The organism is Pseudonocardia aurantiaca, assembly GCF_039526725.1.
Lineage (GTDB): Bacteria > Actinomycetota > Actinomycetes > Mycobacteriales > Pseudonocardiaceae > Pseudonocardia > Pseudonocardia aurantiaca.
This window is the reverse complement of the sequence record NZ_BAAAJG010000003.1, coordinates 220,993-245,045: the sequence shown is the minus strand read 5'-3', so window position 1 is coordinate 245,045 and position 24,053 is coordinate 220,993. Positions and strand designations below refer to the sequence as shown.

Here is a 24,053-nt window from a genome sequence, read left to right as displayed (position 1 = left end):
TGCTCGTCCGGCACGGGCCGCGTGCGGTGGCTCCGGAGTCAGCGGACCAGTCTGCCCATGAGCCTGGAGGCGCCGGCCACGCCGACGACGGCGGCCGCGAGGAGCACGCCGAAGTCCGCCCAGAGGTTCGCCGGTGCGCCGACCAGGAGGCCGCGCAGGGCGTTGACCAGGTACGTCAGCGGGTTGATCTGGCTGATCACCTGCAGCCAGCCCGGCATGATCTCGATCGGGTAGAGCGCGTTCGAGGCGAAGAAGAGTGGCATCGTCATAAGCTGGCCGATGCCCATCAGCCGGTCCCGCGCCTGGGCCACACCGGCGATGGCCATCGAGAGGCACGCGAAGAAGCCGGCGCCGAGCATCAGCGCGACGGCCGCGGCGATGAGCTTCAGCGGGTTGACCGTGATCGCGACCCCGAGCAGCAGCGACAACGGAACGAGGATGACCACGGGCGCCAGCCCGCGGATCCCGGCCGAGAACGCCTTCGCCAACACGATCGCGGCGCGCGGGGTGGGCGTGACCATCACCTTGGTGAGGATGCCTGCGTCGCGGTCCCAGATGATCTGGATGCCCACGAAGATCGAGACGAACAGCGCCGACTGGGCAAGGATGCCCGGCGTCAGGTACTCGAGGTAGGACAGGTCGCCGGTGGGGATCGCCCTGATGCGGCTGAAGATCTGGCCGAAGACCAGCAGCCACAGCACCGGCTGCACCATACGGGTGATCAGCTCGGTGTTGTCATGTCGCAGCTTCTGCAGTTCGACGATGGCCAGCGCCCCGGTACGGACGACGAGCAGGCGGACGGGCTCAACCCAGCTTGCGCGCGGTTGCTCGACTGCGACGGACATCCCGCACCCCCTTCTGCTCCTCGGTCGGGACCAGGCCGGCGCCGGCGTAGTAGCTGAACACATCCTCGAGCGTGGCGTCGGGGCCGAGGTCAGCCCGCAGCTCCGCTGGTGAGCCGACCACCTGCAGGCGTCCGCGGTGCATGAGCGCCACCGTGTCGCACAACTCGTCGGCCTCGTCCATGTAGTGCGTGGTGAGCAGCACCGTCATCCCGTAGTCGGCCTGCATGCCACGCACCCGCTCCCACACCCCGGCCCTGGCGATGGGGTCGAGGCCGACGGTCGGCTCGTCGAGCACCAGCAGCGCGGGCCGGTTGACCAGCGCTTGGGCCAACTCCAGCCGCCTGATCATGCCGCCGGAGTAGTTGCCGGCCAGGCGGTCGGCCACGGCGAGCAGGTCCATCGCGTCGAGGGCCTCGTCGACCCGGGCCGTGCGCTCCCGGCGGGGCACGTCGAACAGCCGGGCGAACCACGTGACGTTCTGGCGGCCGGTGAGCGCGGGCTCGATGGAGAGCTGCTGGGGCACGTAGCCCAGGTGCCGACGCACGTCCACGGCCCGGCGCGCCACGTCGAGGCCGAATACCCGGACGCTGCCCTCCTGCACCGGGAGCAGCGTGTTGAGCACGCGGATCGTGGTGGTCTTGCCGGCTCCGTTCGGTCCGAGCAGCCCGAACACCGCGCCGGCCGGGATGCGCAGGTCGAGGTGGTCGACCGCCACCGTGTCGCGGAACCGGTGCACGAGGCCGGTGCATTCCACGGCGACCTGCGGTGCAGTCAACTTTGGCCTCCTGCTTCTCGTTCCTGCTCCAGTGTCTTCAGCTCGTCGGCCAGGACCCCCAGCGCCGCCAACCCCGCCGCCAGCGCCTCGACCTGTTGCGGGCTGAGCCGGTCGAGCGCGTCGTGCAGCACCTCGCGTCTGCGGCGCCGCGCCTCGGCCACCTGGCCGCGGGCCTGTTCGGTCAGTGCGAGCCGGCCGATGCGGCGGTCCTGCGGGTCGATCTCGCGCACGAGCATCCCGGCCCCGACCAGCTGCGTCACGATCGTGGAGACGCTGTTGGGCGCGAGCCCCAGCTCGTCCGCGATCTCGGCGACCGCGCTTCCCGGGTGCCGCCCGACGGCCACGAGCACCTCGCGCTGCGACGTGGACAGCGGGTCCCCAGGGAAGGAGGGCCCGGCGAGCCGGCGCAGCTGCCGGCGCACGGCGCCGACCGCGGGCATCAGGCCCTCGGAGACGGTGTCGACCACAACGGTCGTGGTGCCAGGCATGACCCGACAATAGCTCTGTTCCAGAGTAGATCGAGTGCAGAGGTTATCCGTCTCACGTCATGTTTCAACTGATGGGACGAGCGCTGCGCGGCTGGCACCTGATCAGGTATGCCCATTGCTGGCGGTGCGGGCGTCGGTCCTTGCCCGCGGAGGTGGGGGGACACCATGGACGTCTGGCCTGGTTCGCCGTACCCGCTCGGCGCCAACTACGACGGCGGCGGCACGAACTTCTCGCTCTTCTCGGAGGTCGCGCAGCGCGTGGAACTGTGCCTGTTCGGCGAGGACGGCAAGGAGACACGCATCGACCTCCCGGAGCGGGAGGCGCTGACCTGGCACGGATACCTGCCGCGGGTCGGACCTGGCCAGCGATACGGCTATCGCGTCCACGGACCGTACGACCCGGGGGCCGGGCTCCGGTGCAACCCGTCGAAACTGCTGCTGGACCCGTACGCCAAGGCGGTAGACGGGCAGATCAACTGGGGGCAGGCCCTCTTCTCCTACCGCTTCGGTGACCCGCGCTCGATCGACAGCACCGACTCCGCGCCTTTCGTGCCGCGCTCGGTGGTCGTCAACCCGTACTTCGACTGGTCCAACGACCGGGCGCCGCGCGTCCCGTACCACGAGACGGTCATCTACGAGGCCCACGTCAAGGGCATGACGATGGCACACCCGGACGTGCCGGCCCACCTCCGCGGCAGCTATATGGGACTCGTCCACCCGGTGATGCTCAAGCACCTGAAGGACCTCGGCGTGACAGCCGTCGAGCTCATGCCGGTGCACCAGTTCGCGCACGACCACGGGCTGCAGGAGCGCGGACTGTCCAACTACTGGGGCTACAACACGATCGGTTTCTTCGCCCCGCACAACGGCTACGCGTCCTTCGGCACCCGCGGCGAGCAGGTGCAGGAGTTCAAGACGATGGTGAAGCGGCTCCACGGCGTGGGGATCGAGGTGATCCTCGACGTCGTCTACAACCACACTGCGGAGGGCAACCATCTTGGGCCGACGTTGTCGTTCCGCGGCATCGACAACCACGCCTACTACCGGCTGGTCCCCGGCGACCCCGAGCACTACTACGACACGACCGGCACCGGGAACAGCCTGAACGTCCGGGCCCACGAGTCGTTGCGGCTGATCATGGATTCGCTGCGGTACTGGGTCACCGAGATGCACGTCGACGGCTTCCGCTTCGACCTGGCCGCCGCGCTGGCCAGGGAGTTCCACTCGGTCGACCGGCTCGCCGCCTTCTTCGACCTGGTCAACCAGGACCCGGTGGTCAGCCAGGTCAAGCTGATCGCCGAGCCGTGGGACGTCGGCGAGGGCGGCTACCAGGTCGGTGGCTTCCCACCGCTGTGGACGGAGTGGAACGGCAAGTACCGCGACACCGTCCGGGACTTCTGGCGGGGAGAGCCTGCGAGCCTCGGGGAGTTCGCCTCCCGGTTCACCGGCTCGTCCGACCTGTACGAGAAGGACAACCGCAGGCCGATCGCCTCGATCAACTTCGTGACCGCGCACGACGGGTTCACTCTCAGCGACCTCGTCTCCTACAACGAGAAGCACAACGAGGCCAACGGCGAGGACAACAGGGACGGGGAGAGCCACAACAGGTCCTGGAACCACGGGACGGAGGGCCCGGTCGAGGGCGGTGAGGTGCATGTGCGTCGGGAGCGGCAGAAGCGCAACTTCATCGCGACCCTGTTGTTGTCCCAGGGCGTGCCGATGCTCGCCCACGGCGACGAGCTCGGCCGCTCGCAGCACGGCAACAACAACGTCTACTGCCAGGACAACGAGCTCGCTTGGGTGGACTGGAAGGAGGCGAGGGACAACTCGGTGCTGACCGAGTTCGTCGCCGCGGTCGCCGCGCTGCGCCGCGACCACCACGTGTTCCGCAGGCGCCGGTTCTTCCAGGGCAGACCCATCCGCGGGTCTAGCATCGATGACATCGCCTGGCTGCGCCCGGACGGGAAGCCGATGACCGAAGACGACTGGGGCACGGGTTTCGCTCGCTCGCTCGCCGTGTACCTCAACGGCGAGGGCATCCCAGAGCGCGACGAGCTCGGGCAGCGGGTGGTCGACGACTCCTTCCTGCTGCTGTTCAACGCGCACCACCAGGCCGTGCCGTTCAACCTTCCGGGAGAGGCGTACGGCCGGGTCTGGGAGATCTCCGTCGACACCGCCGACCCGCTGCTGGCTCGGGCCCGCAGGCGGGAGCGGGACGCGAAACCGCGTGGCCGGCTGCGGATCACCGCACGGTCGCTGATGGTGCTGCGCAAATGCGCATGACCGGTGGCGACGACCCATCCTTCCGGTCTGGTCCCAGCGGAAGGGCCAGCCGGTAACCTCGTTGCCCCGCGCACCGTGATCAGCGCCGACCCCGGAGGACAGGCTTCATGATCTTCATCGTCGTCAAGTTCACGATCCGCCCGGAGCTCAGCGACGAGTGGCTCACGCGGGTCGAGGAGTTCACCCAGGCGACCCGGGCAGAGCCGGGCAACAAGTTCTTCGAATGGTCGCGCAGCGTCGAGGAGCGCGACACGTTCGTGCTGGTCGAGGCGTTCGAGGACGGTACGGCGGGTGACCACGTCGGCTCCGACCACTTCAAGACGTTCGTGGGCTGGGCGCCGGACTACGTGGCCTCGACCCCGAAGATCATCAGCCTCTCGGATGTCCCGGGGGATGGCTGGTCGGAGATGGGCGAAGTCAGCCCGCGGCAGTAGAAGGGTCCGTTCCACGTGGAACACGGCACCGCCGTTTCCGTAGTGACGGCGGGCGGCGAGAAGTTCGCCGTCCGCAAAGCCCGTCGCGAGGACGTACCCGCGCTCGTGGCGCTGCTCGCCGACGACCCGCTCGGCAGCGGCCGCGAAACGGCGCCACCGGAGGCGTACCTCAGCGCCTTCGAGGCGGTGGACGCCTCGGACGAGCAGTTGTTGGTGTGCCTGACGACGGCCTCGGGCGAAGTGGTGGGCACACTCCAGCTGACGTTCATCCGGGGGCTCTCCCGTGGCGGGGCGCTGCGCGGGCAGATCGAAGCGGTCCGCGTGCACCGGGAGTACCGCAGCAACGGGCTCGGGCGCCTGTTCGTCGGGTGGGCGGTGGAGGAGTGCCGCCGCCGGGGATGCGTGCTCGTGCAGCTCACGTCAGACCGCTCCCGGGGAGATGCCCACCGCTTCTACGAACGCCTCGGGTTCGTCGACTCCCACGGAGGGTTCAAGCTCCCACTCGATCCCTGACGTATCGGTCCTCCACGAGCACGGCCCGGACCGGGAACGCCCGCACCACCGGGATCCTCGTCGGGCGAAGGTGGCGATAGTGCGGGCCGTCAGGTGTGGTTACGACTGGATCACGATGGTTCACTCGTAACGGTGGCGACGTCTCCGCAGGTCACGGCGGTTTCATCGAGACTGATGACGATCAGATGCTTGACCGTGAGACCTGGCGACCGACCGCGGCTCGCCCGGGGCAAACTTGCAGAATGGCGCTTCTGCGACGGATCCGAACCGGCGTCGGAATCGGGCTCGGCGTCGGGCTGGGGGCCAGTGCCGCCGGCGCAGCCGGGATCGGGTGGTTCTACTCCTCGGTGCTGCTCGACACCTCGCTCCGCCCGGTCTACCCGGAGCGGGTCCGGGCCGCCGATGCCCGGACGGTCACGCTGACCTCCACGCGGCTCACCGCGCAGCCGGGCACATGGGGGCTGCGGTGGGCCGCGCCTGGGACCGGAACCGAGGCGCTTGCGGTGATCGGACCTGTCGTCGCCGAGCGGCGTCGCGAGGTCGTGCGGCCACTTCTCGCCGGTGCTGTCCCGGAAGCCGGCACCGCCGCCGTGCTGGACACCGGCCCGTACGACCCAGATCCGGGAGCGCGGAACCTGCCGTTCGACGACGTCGTCGTGCCGGGTCCGCTCGGGCCGTACCCGGCGTGGTTCGTCCCGGCCACAGACGGCCCCGGTGACACGTGGGTCATCATGGTGCACGGCCGGGGCGGCTCCCGGCGCGAGGCGTTGCGGATGCTGCCCGCGCTGCACCGGCGGGGTTTCCCGCAGCTCGTGGTGACCTACCGGAACGACATCGGCGCGCCCGCTAGCCCGGACGGGCTCTACCACCTGGGCGACACGGAGTGGGAGGACGTGGCGGCCGCGGTCCGGTACGCGACGGATCGAGGGGCTGGGCGGGTCGTGTTGTTCGGGTGGTCGATGGGCGGCGCGATCACGGGCGCGTTTCTGGACCGGGCACCGGAGGCAGCAAGCGTCGCCGCGGTCGTGTGGGACGCCCCGCTCGTTGACTGGCGAGCCACCCTGCGCCAGCAGGCCCGCAACCGCAGGCTTCCGCCGGGGCTGTCGCCGCTGGCCGGCGCCGTGACGAGCAGGCGCATCGGCATCGACTTCGACCGATTCGACCTGCGCCGCCGCCCGCCCGCGACGCGCCCGCCGACCCTCGTCATCCACAGCTCAGCCGACACCGCGGTGCCCGTGACAGCCAGCCGCGCGCTCGCCGCGGCCGCCCCTGAGCTGGGCTGGCCGATGCGCTACCTCGAAGTGCCCGACGTGGAGCACACGGCGTCCTGGAACGCGGACCCGGCCGCCTACGAGCGGGCTGTGGCCGCGTTCCTGGCCGACGTCGTGTGACCGGCGGCCCGCCCTCCCCGGTGCTCCGCTGCCTGCCTCCCCGCGGGCTGGCACGATAGGTGTCGTGACGGAACCAGGCAACGCCAAACACACCGCGACGCTGCGGACGAACCAGGGCGACATCCGGATCGTTCTGTTCCCCGACCACGCGCCGAAGACAGTAGCCAACTTCGCAGGCCTCGCAACCGGCGAGAAGAGCTACACGCAGCCCAATGCAGGCGGCGGCAACTCGGGCCCGTTCTACGACGGGTCGGTCTTCCACCGCGTGATCAACGGGTTCATGATCCAGGGCGGTGACCCCACCGGTACCGGACGTGGAGGCCCCGGCTACCAGTTCGCCGACGAGTTCCACCCCGACCTGCGCTTCGACCGGCCGTACCTGCTGGCGATGGCCAACGCTGGGCCGGGCACCAACGGGTCGCAGTTCTTCATCACCGTCGGGCCCACCCCGCACCTGAACCGCCGCCACACGATCTTCGGCGAGGTGGCCGACGCCGAGTCCCGCGCGGTGGTCGACGCGATCGCCACCACGGCCACCGACCGGTCCGACCGGCCGATCAACGAGGTCGTCATCGAGCACGTCGAGATCACGGACTGAACTCGGCACTTCTGCACGTTCCACCCCAGTGACACCGCCCATGCCCGCCGTGCCGGCGAGGAGGCCCGCCCCGTGACCCATCCAGCCGGCCCGCCGACCCCGCCGCCGCACCCGGGTGAGCCGCAGAGCGGGCCGTCCGCGGTGTGTGTGCGGCACAAGGACCGTCCCACCGGGCTGAGCTGCACCCGCTGCGGGCGCCCCGCATGCCCGGAGTGCCTGCGTGAGGCGTCGGTCGGCTACCAGTGCGTCGACTGCGTCGGCGCGGCCCGACGCGGGGTGCGGCGGGGCACGACGATCGCTGGGGCGGCACCGGGCACCCGGCCGGTCGTCGTTCCCACCCTGATCGCGCTCAACGTGGCGATCTACCTGTTAACGGCGGTGGAGGCCGGCAGCATCAACGGCAACGCCGCGGCGCCGCTGTTCGGCCAATGGTCGCTAGTGGCTCGCGACGTGTGGGCAGGCGAGTGGTGGCGGATCGTCACCAGTGGCTTCCTGCACATCGGGCTCATCCACCTCTTGTTCAACATGTGGGCGCTCTGGGTGCTGGGCCGGGACATGGAGATCGTGCTCGGCCGTGTCCGATTTCTTGCGGTCTACATGGTCTCTCTCCTTGGTGGCTCGGCCGCGGTGATGGTCTTCACGGCGAACCAGGAGGTTGCCGGCGCGTCCGGCGCCGTGTTCGGGCTCATGGGAGGGCTAGCCGTCGTGCTGCGGCGGATGCGGGTGCCCGCCGGGCAGGTGATCGGGCTGATCGCGGTCAACGTCGTGATCAGCGTGATCATCCCGGGGATCTCGCTGATCGGGCACCTCGGTGGGCTGGTGGTGGGTGCCGGGGCCACCGCTGCGCTGGTCTACGCGCCGGCACGCAGCCGCAACGTGGTGCAGGCCGGGGCCCTCGCCGGGTTGACGGTCCTGCTGCTGCTCGTCATCGCGATCACCGGCTTGCGCTAGGAGCTACTCCTAGGAAAGAGGCCCTGCACGACGACGGCGGGGCGGCCCTCGTGAGGGTCGCCCCGCCGTGGCTCGTCGGGACAGTCTCAGGCGGGTGGGTTGCAGCCGCATCCAGTGGTGCAGCTGTCCGTGCCCCGCATCGGTGTGCTCCCCATGCAGACTCCCTTCGTCGAGGTCTCTCGATCGTATGCAGCCCGGCGCGCATTCACGACCGCTCATGCGGGCGATTTGATCAGCCCAACCCCCACGTGGCGGACAGGCCGCTGCGGCATGTGGGGGAATCTCAGGGCCGCAAGAGGCGCAGCTCCTGCAGGACGTCCTCAGGGTCGGCGTCGAGATCGAGGCGGCCGAAGAGGAGCAGCCGTTCGTCACCGCTCGCATTGACGGTGTCGACCTGCAGCAGAGTGGTCACCCGGCCGAGGCGCCGAGTGCGCAGGAGGCGCACGTCCTCCACCAGAGGCCAGGGGTGGTGGCGGGGCCGGGCCATCCCACCGACGGTCAGCCCGTCCGCATCCGCTCGTAGCCGCGGCCGGGCACGGGTGCCGAACAATGCGGCGATCCCGGCGCCCACCGCGGCGACGCCGGCCAGCAGCCGACCCGCCGGATCGGACCCGGTGATCCACAGGGCTGCGCACCAGGTAGCCGCTGCGATCGCGAGGAACCACCCGGCGATGACGAGGCCGCGCGCCGGGCTCCACTCCCGGACCGCTCCAAGTTGATCACTCAACGTGACTTATCCACACGGAGCGTCCACATTGGGGAAGACTCACATCGTTGTGGTTCGGCCGGTCAGCGCCATCTCATCGTCATCAGCAGGCCGATCACGATGAGCGCGAACCCGATGGCGAAGTTCCACGGACCCAGCAACACCATGAACGGGATCAAGTTGCCGGCGATGTAGTTGACCACCAGCCAAGCCAGGCCGACGAGCATCAAGCCCAGCATCACCGCGATGTACACCGGGTGGGTGGGGCCTGCGACCTTCACCGGCGTGGTGCCGGTGCGCTCGCTCGTTGGCGGGGTGTAAACCGCCTTCTTCCGGACCTTGGACTTGGGCATGTGCTGACCTCGCGTGACGTCGGATGTCGACCCCCACGGTAGCGCGGCCTGCCGACCTGAGCAGCGGCCGCGTCGGGAGCCGCGCGGTCAGGCCTTTGCGACGACCGCGGCCGTCTCCGCGGTGAGGGCCTCGACCGTGGCCTCCGCGACCGGGTGGCCCGCGCTCGCCATCCAGTTGGCCAGCAGCCGGTGGCCGCCCTGCGTGAGTACGGACTCCGGATGGAACTGGACGCCGGCGATCGGCAGCGCGCGGTGCCGCACGGCCATGATCACGCCGCTCTCCGTGCGCCCGGTGACCTCCAGGACGTCCGGGAGCGTGTCGGGCCGGATGGAGAGCGAGTGGTAGCGCGTGGCGACGAAAGGGTCGGGGAGCCCGTCGAGCACACCCTCACCCTGGTGGTGCACGAGGGACGTCTTGCCGTGCAGCAGCTCCGGCGCGCGCTCCACGACCCCACCCCACGCCGCGCCGATGGCCTGATGGCCGAGGCAGACGCCGAGGAGCGGGAGCTCCCGGTCCGCGGCGCGCCGGATCACCTCGATGCTCGCACCGGCCCGCTCCGGCGTGCCGGGGCCGGGGCTGACCAGTACCCCGTCTACCTCGGCCAGCTCGTCGAGGTCGACCTCGTCGTTGCGCCGGACCGTGGTGTCGGCGCCGAGCTGAGCGAGGTACTGGACCAGGTTGTAGACGAAGCTGTCGTAGTTGTCGATGACGAGCACGCGCATGGACCCAGTCTCCCTGACGGCCCGAGCGTACGTCTTGTGCTTAGCCGAACACCCCGCCGGGGAACCTGCCGAATGTCAGGGTGATCTGCTGGTCGGGGGACACCGTCTCGCCCGGGCTGACCGACTGCTCGATCACCCGGTTGTCGTCCTCCTCATTGTCGACCTGCTGGGTCTTGAGCCCGACGTTGTTGATTCCGAGCTGCTTCAGTTTGTCCTGGGCATCCCGGGGCTGGAGTCCCGTGACGTCGGGCATCTCGATCGCGTTGCCGCGCGAGATCTGCAGAACGACCTGCGAACCAGGCTGCACCTGGGTGCCGGCCTGCGGGTTGGTGCCGATGACAGAACCCTCGTCACCGCTGCCGTCGACGTTCTGGCGGGAGACCTGGAAGCCGGCCTGGCGGAGTGCCTGCTCGGCGTTGTCGGCGTCCATGCTGCGCACGTCTGGCACGGGTCTCGTCGTGCGCTGCGCACCGACCACCACCGCCACCGGGCTGCCACCCTGCGCGTTCTCGCCCGCCCGGGGCGTGGACCCGATGACCCGGTCGATGTCGCTCGAGTTGTCGGTCTCCTGCGTGGTCGCCTGGCCGAGGGTGAGTCCGTTCGCCTCCAGCTCCTGCTTGGCTTGTGCCACAGTCATGTTCTCGAGAAGCGGAACTCGCACGTTGGCCGGGCCGCTGCCGACGCTCATGTTGATGTTGGTCCGCTCCGGCACCTGGCTGCCGGGCACCGGGTCGGTGGAGATGACCAGCCCCTTCTGCGGCACAGTCGACTCGACTGGTATCACGGTGACACGGAGGTTGGCGGCGATGATCTGATTGGTGGCGTCCTGCTGCAGCATGTTCGTGACCGCGGGGACGGCCACCGTCCGGGGTGGGGGCGGCCCGCTGAACACCTGGTAGGCGACGAAACCGATCAACCCGAGTGCGACGACCACGGCCGCGACGATGCCGATCGTGCGGGCGGGGCCCCGCCGCGGCCCCTCGTCGTCGTAGTAGTCGTCGTAGTCGGCAGGCGGCGGGGGCTGGGTGTGCCGGCCACCGTTGATGCGCCTGGTGGCGCCCGTGGCCGGGCTCGCCGCGAGCATGGCGGTGCGCTCGTCCTCGCTCATCACGACAGGCGCCAGCGGGGCCTGCCCGCTGCGCACCCGCACCAGGTCCGACCGCATCTCGGCGGCCGACTGATAGCGGTTGAGCGGGTTCTTCGACAGCGCTTTGAGCACGACCGCGTCGAGCGAGGCGGGGATGCTCGGGTTGAGCTCGGACGGCCGCCGTGGCTCCTCCCGCACGTGCTGGTATGCCACGGCGACGGGCGTGTCGCCGGTGAACGGCGGCTCGCCGGTGAGCAGCTCGAACAGCACGCAGCCTGCCGCGTACACGTCGGAGCGCGCGTCGACGGCCTCGCCGCGCGCCTGCTCCGGGGACAGATACTGCGCTGTGCCGATCACCGCCGCCGTCTGCGTGACGTTCTGGCCCTCGCCGAGCGCGCGGGCGATGCCGAAGTCCATCACCTTGACCGCGCCGGCACGGTTGATCATGATGTTGGCGGGCTTGACGTCGCGGTGGATGATGCTGTGGCGGTGGCTGAAGTCAAGAGCGGCGCAGACGTCCGCCATCACCTCGATGACCCGCCGCTGGGTCATCGGCCCCGTGGTCTTGACGATCTCGCGCAGCGTCTGCCCATCGACGTACTCCATGACGATGTAGGGCAGCGGGCCGAACTCGCTCTGCACCTCGCCCGTGTCGTACACGGCGACGATGGCCGGGTGGTTGAGGGCGGCGGCGTTCTGTGCCTCGCGGCGGAACCGCATCTGGAACTGTGGATCACGGGCCAGATCGGCTCGCAGCACCTTCACGGCGACATCGCGGCCGAGCCGGGTGTCGAGCCCGCGATGCACCTCTGACATGCCGCCGTAACCGAGCACTTCGCCCAGTTCGTAGCGTTCGGACAACAGCCGGGGGGTGGTCATCGGTGCCGGTTCCTGGGAGTCATGGATGATTTGGACATCATGCCGGGCCCCTTTGCCCGATGGGATGGCCGTTCGGCCACCCGAGCGCCGGACCGTCGACTGGACGGGATCACCGGACGCTCCCCGTTACGCTCACCGGGCCGAGCGGCCCACCCGGTACCGCCGGTCCGGCCAGGATGCCCTCCCAGCCCGAGACCGTACCGGTTCCCGCGCTCTGCGGGGGCTGATCGGGTGTGCCGTCCGCGCTCAGACCGCCGTACACCACCACCCCGACTGCGACGGCGGCGAGTGTCAGGAGCACGAACAGCACGAGTAGCAGCGTGCGGCCGGATGCGTTGGGTTGCAAACGCAGGGGCTCGGTGGGCAGCGGTGACGCGGCGCGCTCCGGCGCGGCGCGGCGCGCCTGCCGGACCGAGGTGCGCTGCCGGGCCGGACGGGAGGAGTGCACCTCGGTGCGGGCTGCGGCGGCGGGGTGGGCCTCGGCGACGGGAGCGTGGGGGCCGGGCGTGTGGGGGGCGGGCGCATAGGGGAGTGGCGCGGACGGGGGTGCGGTGACGGTGATGGAGGGGCGCGGCCGCGCCGGGGTGGCCGGCGGGCGAGCCGGGATGACGGGGGTCTCCCCGCTGATCGACGCAGGCGGCGGGATGGGTTCGCCGCGCCGGACGGCACCGACGGCGAGCGCGAACTCGCCCCCGGTGGCGTACCGCTGCGTCGGGTCCTTCACGAGCACGGCCTCGATGAGCGTGCGGGCCGCGGCCGGGACCGTGGTGGGCAGCGGCGGGGGCTCGTCCCGGACCTGCATCATCGCGACGGCGACGGCGCTCTCGGCCCGGAAGGGCCGGTGCCCGGCGAGGCACTCGTAGCCGACGATGCCCAGCGAGTAGACGTCGCCGGCAGGGCCGGCCTCCGACCCGCTCGCCTGCTCCGGGGCGATGTAGTGCGCGGTGCCCATCACCATCCCGGACCGCGTGACAGGCACGGCGTCGGCGGCCTTCGCGATCCCGAAGTCGGTGAGCTTCACCAGGCCGTCGGTGCGGACCAGGATGTTGCCCGGCTTCACGTCGCGGTGCACGAAACCGCGCTCGTGAGCCGCCTGCAGCGCCCAGGCGGCCTCCTCGATCAGCCGCAGGGTCTCGTCCGTCTCGATGGGACCGCGGGCGATCAGCGTGGACAGCGGCTCGCCCCGCACCAGCTCCATCACGAGGTAAGCGGTGCGCCTGCCACCGGGGCCGTCGTCCTCGCCGTAGTCGTGCACGGCCGCGATGCCGCTGTGGTCGAGTGACGCGACCGTGCGTGCCTCGATCCGGAACCGGTGCAGGAACTCCGGGTCGTCGGACAGCTCGGGGCGCAGCACCTTCACCGCGACGCTGCGGCCGAGGCGCATGTCGGAGGCCTCCCAGACCTCACCCATCCCGCCGACGGCAATGCGCCGGTCGAGCTGGTACCGGTCGGCGATCTTCTGCCCGGCGGCGAGCACGTTCATCATCATGGCCCGATCACCGTCCAGCGCCCAGGGCAGCACCGATGACCGCGCGCCCGATCGGGGCGGCGACGGCGCCGCCGGTGGCCGCGAGGTTGTTCGGATCGCCGCCGGACTCCACCATGACCGCGACCGCGACCTGGGGGTTCTGCGCCGGGGCGAACGCGACATACCAGACGTGCGGCGGCGTGTTCTTCGGGTCGGAGCCGTGCTCGGCCGTACCGGTCTTCGCCGCGATCTGCACCCCGGTGATCTTGCCGATGCTCTGGTAGCTGTTCTCGTTGTTGACCATCATGTCGGTCAGCGTCTGAGCCACAGCGGGGGTGACCGCCGGGCCGATCCGGTCCGGCTGCGTGGTCTCGACGGGGTCCAGCTCCTGGCTCTGGATCTCCTTGATCAGGTGGGGCGCCATCACCTGGCCACCGTTGGCGATGGCCGCGACGACCATCGCGTTCTGCAGCGGGGTGAGCGCGACATCGCGCTGCCCGATGCTCGACTGCTCGAGCGCGGCCTTGTCCGGGATGTCGCCGATTGTGGACATCGCCACCGGCATGGGAATCGTCAGGTCCGTCTTGCCGATTCCGAAGGCCTCCGCCTGCTGGCGGATGGCCTGTTCGCCGAGGTCACCGGCGAGCTGGGCGAACGCGGTGTTGCACGAGCGCTGCAGCGCGTCGCGCAGGCTGGCGGTCTGAGAGGTGCCGCAGGCGTTGCCGTTGAAGTTTCTCAGGTCCGTGTTGGTACCCGTCAGCGTGATGGACGGCGCCGCGGTGAGCTGGCTGTCCGGGGTGTAGCGGCCGCTGCTGAGTGCTGCGGCCGTGTCGATCAGCTTGAACGTGGACCCCGGCGGATAGGTCTCGGAGATCGCGCGGTTGACCAGGACCGGCGGGTCGGCCGCGTTGTAGGACTGCCAGGCCGCCATCTGCTCCTCCGAGTTGTGGCTGGCCAGCGGGTTGGGGTCGTAGGAGGGCGTGGAGACCATCGCGAGGATCTCGCCGGTCTGCGGCCGCAGCGCGACCACAGAACCTGTGTAGCCCTTCCGCGTCAGCTGATCGTAGGCCGCCTTCTGGATGTTCGGGTCGATCGTCAGCACGACGTTGCCGCCGCTCGGGTCGCGCCCGGTGATGAGGTCGGAAAGCCTGCGGCTGAAGAGCCGGTCGTCGCTGCCGTTGAGTACGGAGTCGGCCGCCCGCTCGACCCCGCTCGAGCTGTAGGTCTGCGAGTAGTAGCCGGTGATCGGCGCGTAGATCGGGCCATCGGTGTACTGGCGCAGGTAGCGCAACCGGTCGTTGGTCTCCACGCTGCTGGCCACGATCTGCCTCGCAGCGCTGATCTGCCCTCGCTTGCGCGAGTACTCGGCCAGCAGCACGCGCTGGTTACGTGGGTCGGCGCGGTAGTCGCCCGCCTGCACGACCTGCACGTACGTCAGGTTGGCCATCAGCAGGAGGATCATCACCATCACGGCGATCGCGATCCGGCGTACTGGGGTGTTCATCGTGGGCGCTCCACCAGTTCGGTGCCGGCGTCGGCGAGCGGGGGCAGCGGGGCGGCCGGTCGGCGAGGCAGCGGGGCGCGCGCGGCGTTCGAGACGCGCAGCAGCAGCGCCACGAGCGCGTAGTTCGCCACGAGCGACGAGCCCCCATAGGACAGGAACGGCAGGGTCAGACCGGTGAGCGGGATGAGCTTCGAAGCCCCGCCGATGACGATGAAGACCTGCAGCGCGAGCGTGAACGCGAGACCGGTGGCGAGCAGCTTGCCGAAGCTGTCGCGCACCGCGAGCGCGCTGCGCAGCCCACGAGTGATGAGCACCAGGTAGACCACGAGGATCGCGGCGAGCCCGATCAGGCCGAGCTCCTCACCGAGGGAGGAGAGCATGAAGTCGCTCTCCGCGTACGGGACGAGGTCGGGGCGGCCCGCGCCCAGCCCGGTGCCGCCGACCCCGCCTGTGCCCAGCCCGAACAGAGCCTGCCCGATCTGGTAGCCCGTGCCCGCGAAGTCCGCGAACGGGTCGAGCCAGACCTGCACGCGCACGCGCACGTGCGAGAAGAGCTGGTAGGCGATCAGGCACCCGCCGAGGAAGAACGACAGGCCGATGAGCATCCAGGACACGCGCTCGGTGGCGGCGTAGAGCAGGACGAGCACGATGCCGAAGAACAGCAGCGAGGTACCGAGGTCGCGCTCCAGCACCAGGACGCCGACCGACAGGCCCCAGGCGAGCAGCAGCGGGCCGAGGTCACGGCCGCGGGGAAGCTCCATGCCGAGGAACTTCCGGCCCGCCGTGGTGAACAGGTCGCGCTTCTGCATGAGGAACGCCGCGAAGAACACGATCAGAAGGATCTTCGCGAACTCACCGGGCTGGATGCCGACCGGACCGATCCTGATCCACAGCTTCGCGCCGTTGACCTCGGAGATTGACGACGGCAGCAGGCCGGGCAGCGCGAGCAGGACGAGCCCGGCGAATCCGGCGGTGTAGGCGTAGCGGGAGAGCGTGCGGTGGTCGCGCACGATCCACAGCACCGCGACGAAAAGCACGAGGCCGATGGCCGTCCACGCGATCTGGCGGGAGATCAGCTCGGTGGGCGCCTCCCGGCCGAGCGCCTGCGCGCGGTCGGCCTCGGCCAGGTCGAGCCGGTGGATCATCACCAGGCCGAGGCCGTTGAGCAGCGCGACGCAGGGCAGGATCAGCGGGTCGGCGTACGGGGCGAACCGGCGGACGGCGACGTGCGCGATCGTGAACAGACCCAGGTACGCGAGCCCGACGAAGATCAGTACCCTCGTCAGCTCCTGCTCCTGGTTTGCCTCCACCAGGACCAGCGCGCCCGTGACGAGCACGGCCGCGAACGCCAGCAGCACCAACTCGATGCCGCGCCCTGTGGGCAGCGCAGCGGGCGCGGGTGTGGCGGGCGACGGCCCGGCGCTCACGTCGGGAACCGCCATCAGCTCACCGACCGGCAAGTGGTTCCGGGTTCGGGTGTCGGCGTCGGCAGTGGAGTGGTGTCCAGGGGCGGGAGGAGCGGCAGCGCGGGGTCGAACGCGAGCGGCGGCTCCGGCGTAGGCGCTGGGCACGGGGCCAGCATCCGGCCGCGTAGTAGCTCGACGACACCGCGGGCGCCCTCGAGCCCTTCAGTGGCGATGATGCCGTCGCGCACCTGGCTGCGCTCGGTTTCGGGGAGGTCGCTCAGCGCGATGTCGCTGCGCTCGGCCACCTGGTGCAGCTGCAGGCCGAGAACCTCACCCCGGACGCCCTGGAAGATCACGACCTGTTCGGCGGCGTCGGCCCCGACGTAGTACTGCTGGAGCACCCACATCCGCGCCAGCAAAGCACCACCGACGAGCACCACGAGCACCACGGCTACGGCGAGCAAAATCCGCGCCTTGGAGCGGCGCTTCGCCGCGGGTGTGTGCACCGGCTGCACCACGCGCTGGGGAGCGGCGCGGGTGAGTGTGGTGGCCGAGGCGCGGGCGGCGGCCGAGTCCGGGGGTGGGCTGTCCTCGCTGCCGTCGCCGACCGAGCCGCCCATGATCGGGGCGTCCTCGCCGAAGTCGATGTCGACGACGTCGGCCACGATGCAGGTGATGTTGTCCGGTCCGCCACCGCGCAGCGCCAGCTCGATCATTCGGTCGGCGCACTCACGGGGGTCGCGGTAGGTCAACAGCGTCTCGGCGAGCGTCTCGTCGCTCACCACGCCGGACAGGCCATCGGAGCACAGCAGGAAGCGGTCGCCCGGCCTGGCCTCACGGATCGTGAGCGCAGGGTCGATGTCCTGCCCGGTGATGGCGCGCAGCAGCAGCGACCGCTGCGGGTGCGTGTGCGCCTCCTCCTCCGTGATGCGGCCCTCGTCGATCAGCGACTGGACGAACGTATCGTCCTTCGTGATCTGCGTGAGGACGCCCTCGCGTAGCTGGTAGGCGCGGGAGTCACCGATGTGGACGAGCCCGAGCCGCGAGCCGGCGAAGAGGATGGCCGTGAGCGTGGTGCCCATTCCCTCGAGGTCCGGAGCGTCGGCGACGTGCCGCGTGATGGCGGCGTTGCCTTCCACCGTGGCGTCCCGCAGCTCGGCGAGCAGGTCGTCGCCGGGGTCGTCCTCGTCGAGCTGCGCCAACGCGGAGATGACCAGCGACGACGCGACCTCGCCCGCGGCATGGCCGCCCATCCCGTCGGCGAGCGCGAGCAGCCGGGGGCCGGCGTAGACCGCGTCCTGGTTGTTCTGCCGGACGAGCCCGCGGTCGCTGCGGGCGGAGTAGCGCAGGACCAGCGTCATCTCAGCGCTCCGCCAATACGTTCAGGGGCAGATCGGCCGACGCGGCCGACCCCGGCGGCTGTCGCCGGGGTGCGGTGCAGCGTGCGTCGGCTCATGACCGAAGCTCGATCACCGTCTTGCCGATGCGGACAGGGACACCCAGGGGGACCCGGGTGGGTCCGGTGACCTTAGCCCGGTCGAGGTACGTGCCGTTGGTCGACCCGAGGTCCTCGACGTACCACTCCTCGCCTTGCAATGCGATGCGCGCGTGCCGGGTCGACGCATAGTCGTCGTCGAGCACCAGCGTGGAGTCGTCAGCCCGGCCGATCAGGATCGGCCGGGAGTCCAACGACACCCGCGTACCGGACAACGCCCCCTGTGTGACGATCAGCTGGCGGGCCGTACGTCCGCGCCCGGTGCGGGCGGTGGTCCGCCCGCCGGGGACGAGCGCGCGCAGGCCCGACGCTGCGTAGAGATCAGAGCGCACCACCCGGAGCGCGACCAGCACGAACAGCCAGAGGAGGGCGAGGAAGCCCGCCCTGGTCAGCTGCAGCACCAACTCCGGCACTCGCGGCGAACTCCGTTCTCTCCGATGTGGTTCTGGGCCCGGTTCTCCGGACCCAAGGTGTAGCTGACCCAGGTGTTACTGGGCGCGGAAGACGAGGCTGGAGTGCCCGACCCGGATCACGTCGCCGTCGTTCAGCTGCCAGGTCTGAATCGGGTTGCCGTTGACCGTGGTGCCGTTCGTCGAACCCAGGTCGGTCAGCGTGGCGGTGTGACCGTCCCAGCTGATCTCCAGGTGCCGCCGCGACACGCCGGTGTCGGGGAGCCGGAACGAGCTGTCCTGCCCGCGTCCGATGACGTGGCTGCCCTGGGTCAGGTCGTAGGTGCGGCCCGAGCCGTCGTCCAGGCTCAACGAGGCCGACAGGCCCTGCTGGTAGCCGCCGTAACCCTGCTGGCCGTAGCCCTGGTCGTAGCCGGCGTCGTAGCCCTGCTCGTAGGGCTGCTGGTAGCCGCCCTGCTGCTGGCCGTAGCCCTGCTCGTAGGGCTGCTGGTAGCCGCCCTGCTGCTGGCCGCCGTAGCCGGGCTGCTGGCCGTAACCCGGCTGCTGGCCGCCGTAGCCCTGGTCGTATCCGCCCTGCTGGCCGCCGTAGCCGGCGCCGCCAGGCTGCTGGCCGCCGTAGCCCTGGTCGTACCCGCCCTGCTGGCCGCCGTAGCCGGCGCCCTGCTGCTGGCCGCCGTAGCCGGCGCCGCCCTGCTGCTGGCCGCCGTAGCCCTGGTCGTAGCCCTGCTGGCCGTAGCCACCCTGCTGCGGGTAACCACCGCCTTGCTGGTCGTACCCCCCTTGGCGCTGGTCCTGGGCGGGAGGGGCATACGTCTGCTGCCCGTATCCGCCGGGGGCACCACGGTCGTAGCCGTACTGCCCGTTCTCCTCGGGGTGGCCCGGTTGCTGGCTCATGGGTGCTTCTCCTGCGTCGCGTGCTCGGACGGCGTCCCGACGGGAAGCGTCGGGGTCGACGGACGAGCGGGTGCGGAACTGTCCCGTGTGCAGCGCATCGGAGCGCTCCAGGAAGACTACGACCTCGCCGTAGGTGTCCCACCCCTGGTCGGCGAGTTGCTCGGTGACAGAGGCGGACAGCGAGTTCACGATCTCCGCTCGGTCACCGCCCATGCGATCGAGATCGGACGGGCTGAGCAGCACTGTGAACCGGTTCGGCGCCAACAGGCGCCCTCCGGCGAGCTCCTCGATACGGCCTTCGGCTTCCCTGAGCAGTGCTTGCACAACTTCCTGGGGAACGACACTGCCACCGAAGACCCGCGCGAAGGCGTCGCCCACCAGTCCCTGAAGACGGCGCTCGAACCTGTCGACGCGGCCCAACCGATCATCCCTCCGTTCGCATCGGCGTGTTGCTGGCAGCACCGATCGTATCTGTGCTAGCCAACTTCGTGGTGCCCTGGCGAGGCTGGGGGTCGCTCACTGCGCCCAACGGGCCCCGTGCTAACTTTCCCTCTGCCAGGGCGAGTGGCGGAATGGCAGACGCGCACGGTTCAGGTCCGTGTGTCCGAAAGGACGTGAGGGTTCAACTCCCTCCTCGCCCACGCTCGATCTGTGGGTTTCGGTGTTCGCCGCGCTTCGCACGGCTTCCCCTCAGATCTCGTCGTTACACCGGGGGCCGAGCCCCCGGACCCCCGGCCGGAGGGGCTTCGCCCCCCGGCACCCCCCAACCACCTGCTGCAACGTGGTTGGTGTTGTTGCTCCCCGTTCCGGTCTCCTCGTGACCGGGGGTCAACCCCGGGGCATCTCCCAACGGCATGCTCAGGGTTTCTTGATTCTGCGGGTGCGCAGTATTCCTCTGGGTTTCCCTCCTGTTGTGGTGGGTTGTTCGCGGTCGGGCGTCCCGCGTTGGGGTGTTGTGGGGGAACGGTTGGGCTCTGGGGGTTGGTTCCTCGGCGCTTTGATCTTGCGGGCGAACTGCGCCGTGTGTCAGTGGCGGAGGGCGGGGCGGTCGGGGTGGTCGGTCAGGACCAGTAGGTCCGCCGTTTCGGACGGGGTGTGCTCCCGCTCGTAGCGGGCGTAGGCCGGGAGGGTCCAGCGGGCCTCGTCCGCCGTTCTCCGCGCCAGGGCGGCCGGGGTCATGTGCAGGTGCACCGTGAGGTCGACAGGGAGGCCCCGATTCAGCAGCAGGGCGCCTGCCAGCACCACCACCCCGTCGGCGGGGAGGGTTGTATAGGGATCGCGGTAGGCGCGGTCGGCGGTCGCGTCCCACAGCCGGGGCAGCACACGGCCCGAGCCCTCCGGTGCGGCCGGGTCGAGAACCTCGCGGCGCAGGCCGCCGACGTCGAGCCAGCCGTCGAGGAACTCGTCCGGGTCCTCGCGGCCGTACTCCAGCCGCACTGACGCCGGGCGCAGGAAGTCGGCCGCCAACACCACCACAGCCGCACGCCCCCGCTCACGCAGCCGGGCACCGACACGATCGGCGAGTGCCTGCGGTCCGGCGGCGGGCGGTCCGTCGATGGCGAGGCGGACCCGCCCCGCCCGGCTCATCACGAGGCCGGTCACCTCGTCGGCGAGCCGCTCCGGGCTGATCGGGGTGACCTGCACGTTCACGATCCCGGCTCCGCTACTGGCGGTAGCGCTCCACCACGTCGGCCGATCGCTCCTCGGCGTCGTCCGGGTCGAGGCCGGCGCGCCTGCGCGCGTCGCGCTGGCGCAGCAGGTCCCAGTAGCGGTCCAGCTGAACGCCGAGGTCTGCGAGCCGCTGCTGCTCGCCCTCCGACAGCGCCTGTCCCACGTGGGCGCGTTCCAGCTTGTGCTCCTCGGTCACGAGCTCGTCGATGCGGCGGTGCAGCTCGTCGTCGTTCATGGTTCATCCGTCCGATCGGAGAGGTGCCTTCCCCGGACGTTGTACCCGACACTGGATGCGTGGCACCGGGGCGCACCACGGGCACCTCGGTCACCCGGGCGCTGCGGGTGGTCGAGGCGGTGGCCGCCGCGGGCGACGGCGTCACCGCGAAGGCGATCGCGCGCCGGCTCGGCGTCCCGCTCCCGTCGGTGTACCGGGCGCTCGGCACGCTCGTCGACGAGGGCTACCTCGTCCGGCTGCACGACGTGCGCGGCTACGGGCTCGGCTACCGCGTCGGCGACCTGCATCGCAGCCTCACCGACCAGGTCCGCCCGACCGCGGCTGTGCGGGCGCTGCTGCACGAGGTGCACACCTCAGCGGCAGCGGCCGCCTACCTGGCCGTGCCGCGCGACGTCGACATCGTCGTGGCGCACGTCGACGACTGCACCGACCACCCTCGCCCCGAGCAGATGCGGGTCGGCGAACCCACCGCGGCCCACGCCACGGCAGGCGGAAAGGTCGTCCTCGCGGGCATGCGCCCCGGGCGGCTGGCCGAGCTGATCGGCCGCACCGGGATGCCGCAGCTCGCCCCGTTCACCGTCGCCGACCGGCGCACTCTCGACCGGGAGCTCATGCGCGTCCGCTCCGACGGCGCGGCCGTCGAGGTGGAGGAGTACGAGGCAGGAGTGGCGGGGGTCGCTGCACCCGTGCCCGGCCCGGGTGGCGAGACGGCGGGTGCGCTCGGGGTGTCGGTGTCGCGAGCCGAGTTCGTCGCCCGCCGCTGGGAGCTGGAGCGGCTCGTGCGCCGCGCCGCCGCACGGGCCGCAACGCTGGCCCCGGACGCCGACCGCAGGGCGGGCCTCTCGCCCTGAGGCCCCAGCTCTAGGAGCAGGGCTCAGCTCCCGCTGTGCCTGGGCAGGGCGGCGAACCCGTCCAGTACGCGCAGCGCCTCGCCGGCGGGTAGGTCAGGGAAGAGGAGGAAGAGTGCCCGGTCCACCCCGGCCTGCGCGTAGGCCGCGAGGATCTGCGGGTCGGGTTCGGCGCCGAAGACGGTCACGTCGAGGTGCCCGCGCCCGCTCTCGGCCGCCCGGCTGCGCAGCTCCGCGACGCGGCGGGCAAGCTCCGGAACGGCCTCGCCACCCTGGGCTCTGGGGATCCAGCCGTCGCCATGCATCAGCACCCGGTCCAGCACCGTCGGGCCCTCGCCCCCGATCAGCACCGGCGGAACGCGCACGGGCTTCGGCCACGACCAGATCGGGTCGAAGTTGACGAACTCGCCGTGGAACTCGGCTTCGTCCTGCGTCCAGATCTCGCGCATGGCCTCGACGTGCTCGATCATGCGGGCCGTACGCCGCCGCGGGTCGACGCCGTGGTCAGCCATCTCCTCCTTGTTCCAGCCCGGCCCGACGCCGAGCTCCACCCGGCCCTCCGCGTACTGGTCGAGGCTCGCGACCGTCTTCGCCAGCACGATGGGGTCGTGCTGCGCCACCAGCGAGACGGCGGTGCCCAGCGCGATCCGCTCGGTGACGACGGCCATGGCCGTGAGCGCGACGTACGGGTCGAGCGTGTGCGCGTAGTACATGGGGAGGTCCCCGCCGGTCGGGTAGGGCGTCTCCCGGCGCACCGGGATGTGCGTGTGTTCGCACAGGAACAACCCGTCGAGCCCGCGGTCCTCGACGGCTCTCGCCAGGTCGCGCCCGTCGATCCCGTTGTCGGTGAGGAAGGTCACCACGGCATGCTGCACACGGCCAGGCTTCCACGCGATGCGGCCGGGAAACCTCGCTTCCCATCTTGTGGAAAGGGCGGCCGCTGGCTTCGGGCAACGGCTATAGGTTTCCGCGCATGCATCGACGCAGCGAACCGCCGTTCCGGGCCGACCACGTCGGAAGCCTGTTGCGGCCGCCTGCCCTCCGCACGGCGCGCGAGCAGTTCGCGGCAGGCACGCTGGACGCGGAGGGCCTGCGCGCCGCCGAGGACGCCGCGATCACGGATGCGGTGGCGATGCAGGAGGAGATCGGCCTCCAGTCGGCCACCGACGGCGAGTTCCGGCGCACGTCGTGGCACATGGACTTCATCTACCAGCTCGGCGGCGTGACCAAGACCGACGAGCAGATCCGCGTGCGCATGGTGAACGCCGAGGGGGAGGGCGCCTTCACCTCGGCCGGCCTGGCGATCAACGACAAGGTGACGCTCCGGGAGCCGATCTTCGCCGACGCGTTCCGGTACCTCGCGGAGCAGACCACCACCGCCGTGCCGAAGCTGACGATCCCGTCGCCGAGCATGGTCCACTACCGCGGCGGCACCGCGGCGATCGACCGCTCCGTGTATCCCGACGTCGAGGAGTTCTGGTCGGACCTCTCCGCCGCCTACGCGGACGAGGTGCGCGCGCTCGGCGAGCTGGGCTGCCGCTACCTGCAGCTCGACGACACCAGCCTCGCCTACCTCAACGACCCGGCCCAGCGGGCCGAGCTCGCCGCGAAGGGTGACGACGCGGACGCGCAGCACATCCGCTACATCCGGCAGATCAACGCGGCGATCGCCGGCCGCCCCCAGGGCATGCGGATCACCACCCACATGTGCCGTGGCAACTTCCGCTCGTCGTGGGCCGCCGAGGGCGGCTACGACTTCGTTGCCGAGGCGCTCTTCGGCGAGCTGGACGTCGACGGCTTCTTCTGCGAGTTCGACGACGAGCGCTCCGGCGGGTTCGCGCCGCTGCGGTTCGTGCCGCCGGGCAAGCAGGTGGTGCTCGGGCTCATCACCACCAAGACCGGAAAGCTCGAGGATCCCGACGACCTCAAGCGGCGCATCGACGAGGCCTCGAAGTACGTGCCGCTCGACCAGCTCTCCCTCTCCCCGCAGTGCGGCTTCTCCTCCACGGTGGAGGGCAACGCGATCACGATGGAGGAGCAGGTCGCCAAGCTGCGGCTGGTCGTGCAGGTCGCGCAGGACGTCTGGGGCTGAGCCG

The 24,053-nt window shown here is 70.5% G+C and carries 24 protein-coding genes and 1 tRNA gene; 9 read left to right on the top strand and 16 right to left on the bottom strand.

The features are described 5' to 3' along the window. Positions 1 to 38: 38 nt before the first annotated feature. From ABD143_RS05695 to ABD143_RS05685, 3 genes are read right to left on the bottom strand one after another with little or no spacing between them, the layout of a single operon-like run. A complete protein-coding gene (locus tag ABD143_RS05695) occupies positions 39 to 845 on the bottom strand; it encodes an ABC transporter permease (RefSeq protein ID WP_343972216.1) in 807 nt (268 codons plus the stop codon). After that, entirely contained in the window at positions 805 to 1,620 is an 816-nt protein-coding gene (locus tag ABD143_RS05690; protein WP_343972213.1) for an ATP-binding cassette domain-containing protein, read from the bottom strand. Before ABD143_RS05690 ends, ABD143_RS05695 begins: the two co-directional genes overlap by 41 nt. Continuing rightward, positions 1,617 to 2,108: a MarR family winged helix-turn-helix transcriptional regulator gene (locus tag ABD143_RS05685; protein WP_343972210.1), complete on the bottom strand. Its 492-nt coding sequence runs from the start codon at positions 2,106 to 2,108 to the stop codon at positions 1,617 to 1,619. Before ABD143_RS05685 ends, ABD143_RS05690 begins: the two co-directional genes overlap by 4 nt. Positions 2,109 to 2,273: 165 nt before the next feature. On the opposite strand from ABD143_RS05685, the gene glgX reads away from it, so the two are divergent. The 6 genes from glgX (at position 2,274) to ABD143_RS05655 (ending at position 8,278) form a co-directional block, all read left to right on the top strand. Continuing rightward, complete coding sequence (glgX, locus tag ABD143_RS05680) at positions 2,274 to 4,391, top strand: glycogen debranching protein GlgX (protein ID WP_343972207.1); 2,118 nt, start codon at positions 2,274 to 2,276, stop codon at positions 4,389 to 4,391. A 107-nt stretch (positions 4,392 to 4,498) separates the two neighbouring features. Beyond that, complete coding sequence (locus ABD143_RS05675; RefSeq protein ID WP_343972204.1) at positions 4,499 to 4,825, top strand: putative quinol monooxygenase; 327 nt, start codon at positions 4,499 to 4,501, stop codon at positions 4,823 to 4,825. Positions 4,826 to 4,840: 15 nt separating this feature from the next. Next, entirely contained in the window at positions 4,841 to 5,338 is a 498-nt protein-coding gene (locus ABD143_RS05670; RefSeq protein WP_343972200.1) for a GNAT family N-acetyltransferase, read from the top strand. A gap of 242 nt (positions 5,339 to 5,580) precedes the next feature. After that, a complete protein-coding gene (locus ABD143_RS05665; RefSeq protein ID WP_343972197.1) occupies positions 5,581 to 6,729 on the top strand; it encodes an alpha/beta hydrolase family protein in 1,149 nt (382 codons plus the stop codon). A gap of 64 nt (positions 6,730 to 6,793) precedes the next feature. Further along, positions 6,794 to 7,327, top strand: a complete 534-nt coding sequence (locus ABD143_RS05660; protein ID WP_379659604.1) for a peptidylprolyl isomerase — start codon at positions 6,794 to 6,796, stop codon at positions 7,325 to 7,327. 72 nt (positions 7,328 to 7,399) lie between these two features. Continuing rightward, a complete protein-coding gene (locus ABD143_RS05655; RefSeq protein ID WP_343972194.1) occupies positions 7,400 to 8,278 on the top strand; it encodes a rhomboid family intramembrane serine protease in 879 nt (292 codons plus the stop codon). 283 nt (positions 8,279 to 8,561) lie between these two features. Here ABD143_RS05655 and ABD143_RS05650 read toward each other — a convergent pair whose 3' ends face one another. From ABD143_RS05650 to ABD143_RS05605, 10 genes are all read right to left on the bottom strand, one after another. Beyond that, on the bottom strand, positions 8,562 to 9,005 hold the full coding sequence (locus ABD143_RS05650) for a PH domain-containing protein (RefSeq protein WP_343972191.1): 444 nt from the start codon (positions 9,003 to 9,005) through the stop codon (positions 8,562 to 8,564). 62 nt (positions 9,006 to 9,067) lie between these two features. Then, entirely contained in the window at positions 9,068 to 9,337 is a 270-nt protein-coding gene (gene crgA, locus ABD143_RS05645; RefSeq protein WP_343972188.1) for a cell division protein CrgA, read from the bottom strand. Positions 9,338 to 9,424: 87 nt separating this feature from the next. Continuing rightward, on the bottom strand, positions 9,425 to 10,060 hold the full coding sequence (locus ABD143_RS05640; RefSeq protein WP_343972185.1) for an aminodeoxychorismate/anthranilate synthase component II: 636 nt from the start codon (positions 10,058 to 10,060) through the stop codon (positions 9,425 to 9,427). Between the two features lie 40 nt (positions 10,061 to 10,100). Beyond that, positions 10,101 to 12,026, bottom strand: coding sequence for a Stk1 family PASTA domain-containing Ser/Thr kinase (gene pknB / locus ABD143_RS05635; protein ID WP_343972182.1), 1,926 nt, complete (start codon positions 12,024 to 12,026; stop codon positions 10,101 to 10,103). Between the two features lie 109 nt (positions 12,027 to 12,135). Beyond that, positions 12,136 to 13,515, bottom strand: coding sequence for a serine/threonine-protein kinase (locus ABD143_RS05630; RefSeq protein WP_379659603.1), 1,380 nt, complete (start codon positions 13,513 to 13,515; stop codon positions 12,136 to 12,138). A 7-nt stretch (positions 13,516 to 13,522) separates the two neighbouring features. Next, positions 13,523 to 14,998: a peptidoglycan D,D-transpeptidase FtsI family protein gene (locus ABD143_RS05625; protein WP_343972178.1), complete on the bottom strand. Its 1,476-nt coding sequence runs from the start codon at positions 14,996 to 14,998 to the stop codon at positions 13,523 to 13,525. Further along, the gene (locus tag ABD143_RS05620) at positions 14,995 to 16,440 is read right to left on the bottom strand and encodes an FtsW/RodA/SpoVE family cell cycle protein (RefSeq protein WP_343972175.1); all 1,446 of its coding nucleotides are present in this window, start codon (positions 16,438 to 16,440) and stop codon (positions 14,995 to 14,997) included. Before ABD143_RS05620 ends, ABD143_RS05625 begins: the two co-directional genes overlap by 4 nt. Further along, complete coding sequence (locus ABD143_RS05615; protein WP_343972172.1) at positions 16,440 to 17,765, bottom strand: PP2C family protein-serine/threonine phosphatase; 1,326 nt, start codon at positions 17,763 to 17,765, stop codon at positions 16,440 to 16,442. Before ABD143_RS05615 ends, ABD143_RS05620 begins: the two co-directional genes overlap by 1 nt. A gap of 91 nt (positions 17,766 to 17,856) precedes the next feature. Further along, positions 17,857 to 18,312 (bottom strand): FHA domain-containing protein FhaB/FipA, encoded by a 456-nt coding sequence (locus tag ABD143_RS05610; protein ID WP_343972169.1) that lies wholly within the window; start codon positions 18,310 to 18,312, stop codon positions 17,857 to 17,859. A 75-nt stretch (positions 18,313 to 18,387) separates the two neighbouring features. Then, complete coding sequence (locus ABD143_RS05605) at positions 18,388 to 19,623, bottom strand: FHA domain-containing protein (RefSeq protein ID WP_343972166.1); 1,236 nt, start codon at positions 19,621 to 19,623, stop codon at positions 18,388 to 18,390. 138 nt (positions 19,624 to 19,761) lie between these two features. On the opposite strand from ABD143_RS05605, the gene ABD143_RS05600 reads away from it, so the two are divergent. Further along, positions 19,762 to 19,844, top strand: a tRNA-Leu gene (locus ABD143_RS05600). A gap of 385 nt (positions 19,845 to 20,229) precedes the next feature. On the opposite strand, the gene ABD143_RS05595 is transcribed toward ABD143_RS05600, so the two are convergent. Then, positions 20,230 to 20,853: a nucleoside/nucleotide kinase family protein gene (locus ABD143_RS05595; RefSeq protein WP_343972163.1), complete on the bottom strand. Its 624-nt coding sequence runs from the start codon at positions 20,851 to 20,853 to the stop codon at positions 20,230 to 20,232. 13 nt (positions 20,854 to 20,866) lie between these two features. Continuing rightward, entirely contained in the window at positions 20,867 to 21,109 is a 243-nt protein-coding gene (locus ABD143_RS05590) for a DUF2630 family protein (RefSeq protein ID WP_343972160.1), read from the bottom strand. A gap of 59 nt (positions 21,110 to 21,168) precedes the next feature. Between ABD143_RS05590 and ABD143_RS05585 the strand changes: the two genes are divergently transcribed. Beyond that, positions 21,169 to 21,960 (top strand): IclR family transcriptional regulator, encoded by a 792-nt coding sequence (locus ABD143_RS05585; protein ID WP_343972157.1) that lies wholly within the window; start codon positions 21,169 to 21,171, stop codon positions 21,958 to 21,960. A gap of 23 nt (positions 21,961 to 21,983) precedes the next feature. Here the strand turns inward: ABD143_RS05585 and ABD143_RS05580 are convergent, their stop codons facing one another. After that, positions 21,984 to 22,817, bottom strand: coding sequence for an LLM class F420-dependent oxidoreductase (locus ABD143_RS05580; protein WP_343972154.1), 834 nt, complete (start codon positions 22,815 to 22,817; stop codon positions 21,984 to 21,986). A gap of 113 nt (positions 22,818 to 22,930) precedes the next feature. Between ABD143_RS05580 and ABD143_RS05575 the strand changes: the two genes are divergently transcribed. Beyond that, on the top strand, positions 22,931 to 24,049 hold the full coding sequence (locus ABD143_RS05575; RefSeq protein WP_343972151.1) for a 5-methyltetrahydropteroyltriglutamate--homocysteine S-methyltransferase: 1,119 nt from the start codon (positions 22,931 to 22,933) through the stop codon (positions 24,047 to 24,049). The last annotated feature ends 4 nt before the right edge of the window (positions 24,050 to 24,053 follow it).

Coding starts and splice junctions, on each gene's coding strand:
- ABD143_RS05695 (WP_343972216.1), bottom strand. CDS start 845: ATGTCCGTCGCAGTCGAGCAACCGCGCGCAAGCTGGGTTGAGCCCGTC.
- ABD143_RS05685 (WP_343972210.1), bottom strand. CDS start 2,108: ATGCCTGGCACCACGACCGTTGTGGTCGACACCGTCTCCGAGGGCCTG.
- glgX (WP_343972207.1), top strand. CDS start 2,274: ATGGACGTCTGGCCTGGTTCGCCGTACCCGCTCGGCGCCAACTACGAC.
- ABD143_RS05675 (WP_343972204.1), top strand. CDS start 4,499: ATGATCTTCATCGTCGTCAAGTTCACGATCCGCCCGGAGCTCAGCGAC.
- ABD143_RS05665 (WP_343972197.1), top strand. CDS start 5,581: ATGGCGCTTCTGCGACGGATCCGAACCGGCGTCGGAATCGGGCTCGGC.
- crgA (WP_343972188.1), bottom strand. CDS start 9,337: ATGCCCAAGTCCAAGGTCCGGAAGAAGGCGGTTTACACCCCGCCAACG.
- ABD143_RS05640 (WP_343972185.1), bottom strand. CDS start 10,060: ATGCGCGTGCTCGTCATCGACAACTACGACAGCTTCGTCTACAACCTG.
- pknB (WP_343972182.1), bottom strand. CDS start 12,026: ATGACCACCCCCCGGCTGTTGTCCGAACGCTACGAACTGGGCGAAGTG.
- ABD143_RS05630 (WP_379659603.1), bottom strand. CDS start 13,515: ATGATGATGAACGTGCTCGCCGCCGGGCAGAAGATCGCCGACCGGTAC.
- ABD143_RS05625 (WP_343972178.1), bottom strand. CDS start 14,998: ATGAACACCCCAGTACGCCGGATCGCGATCGCCGTGATGGTGATGATC.
- ABD143_RS05620 (WP_343972175.1), bottom strand. CDS start 16,440: ATGGCGGTTCCCGACGTGAGCGCCGGGCCGTCGCCCGCCACACCCGCG.
- ABD143_RS05615 (WP_343972172.1), bottom strand. CDS start 17,765: ATGACGCTGGTCCTGCGCTACTCCGCCCGCAGCGACCGCGGGCTCGTC.
- ABD143_RS05590 (WP_343972160.1), bottom strand. CDS start 21,109: ATGAACGACGACGAGCTGCACCGCCGCATCGACGAGCTCGTGACCGAG.
- ABD143_RS05575 (WP_343972151.1), top strand. CDS start 22,931: ATGCATCGACGCAGCGAACCGCCGTTCCGGGCCGACCACGTCGGAAGC.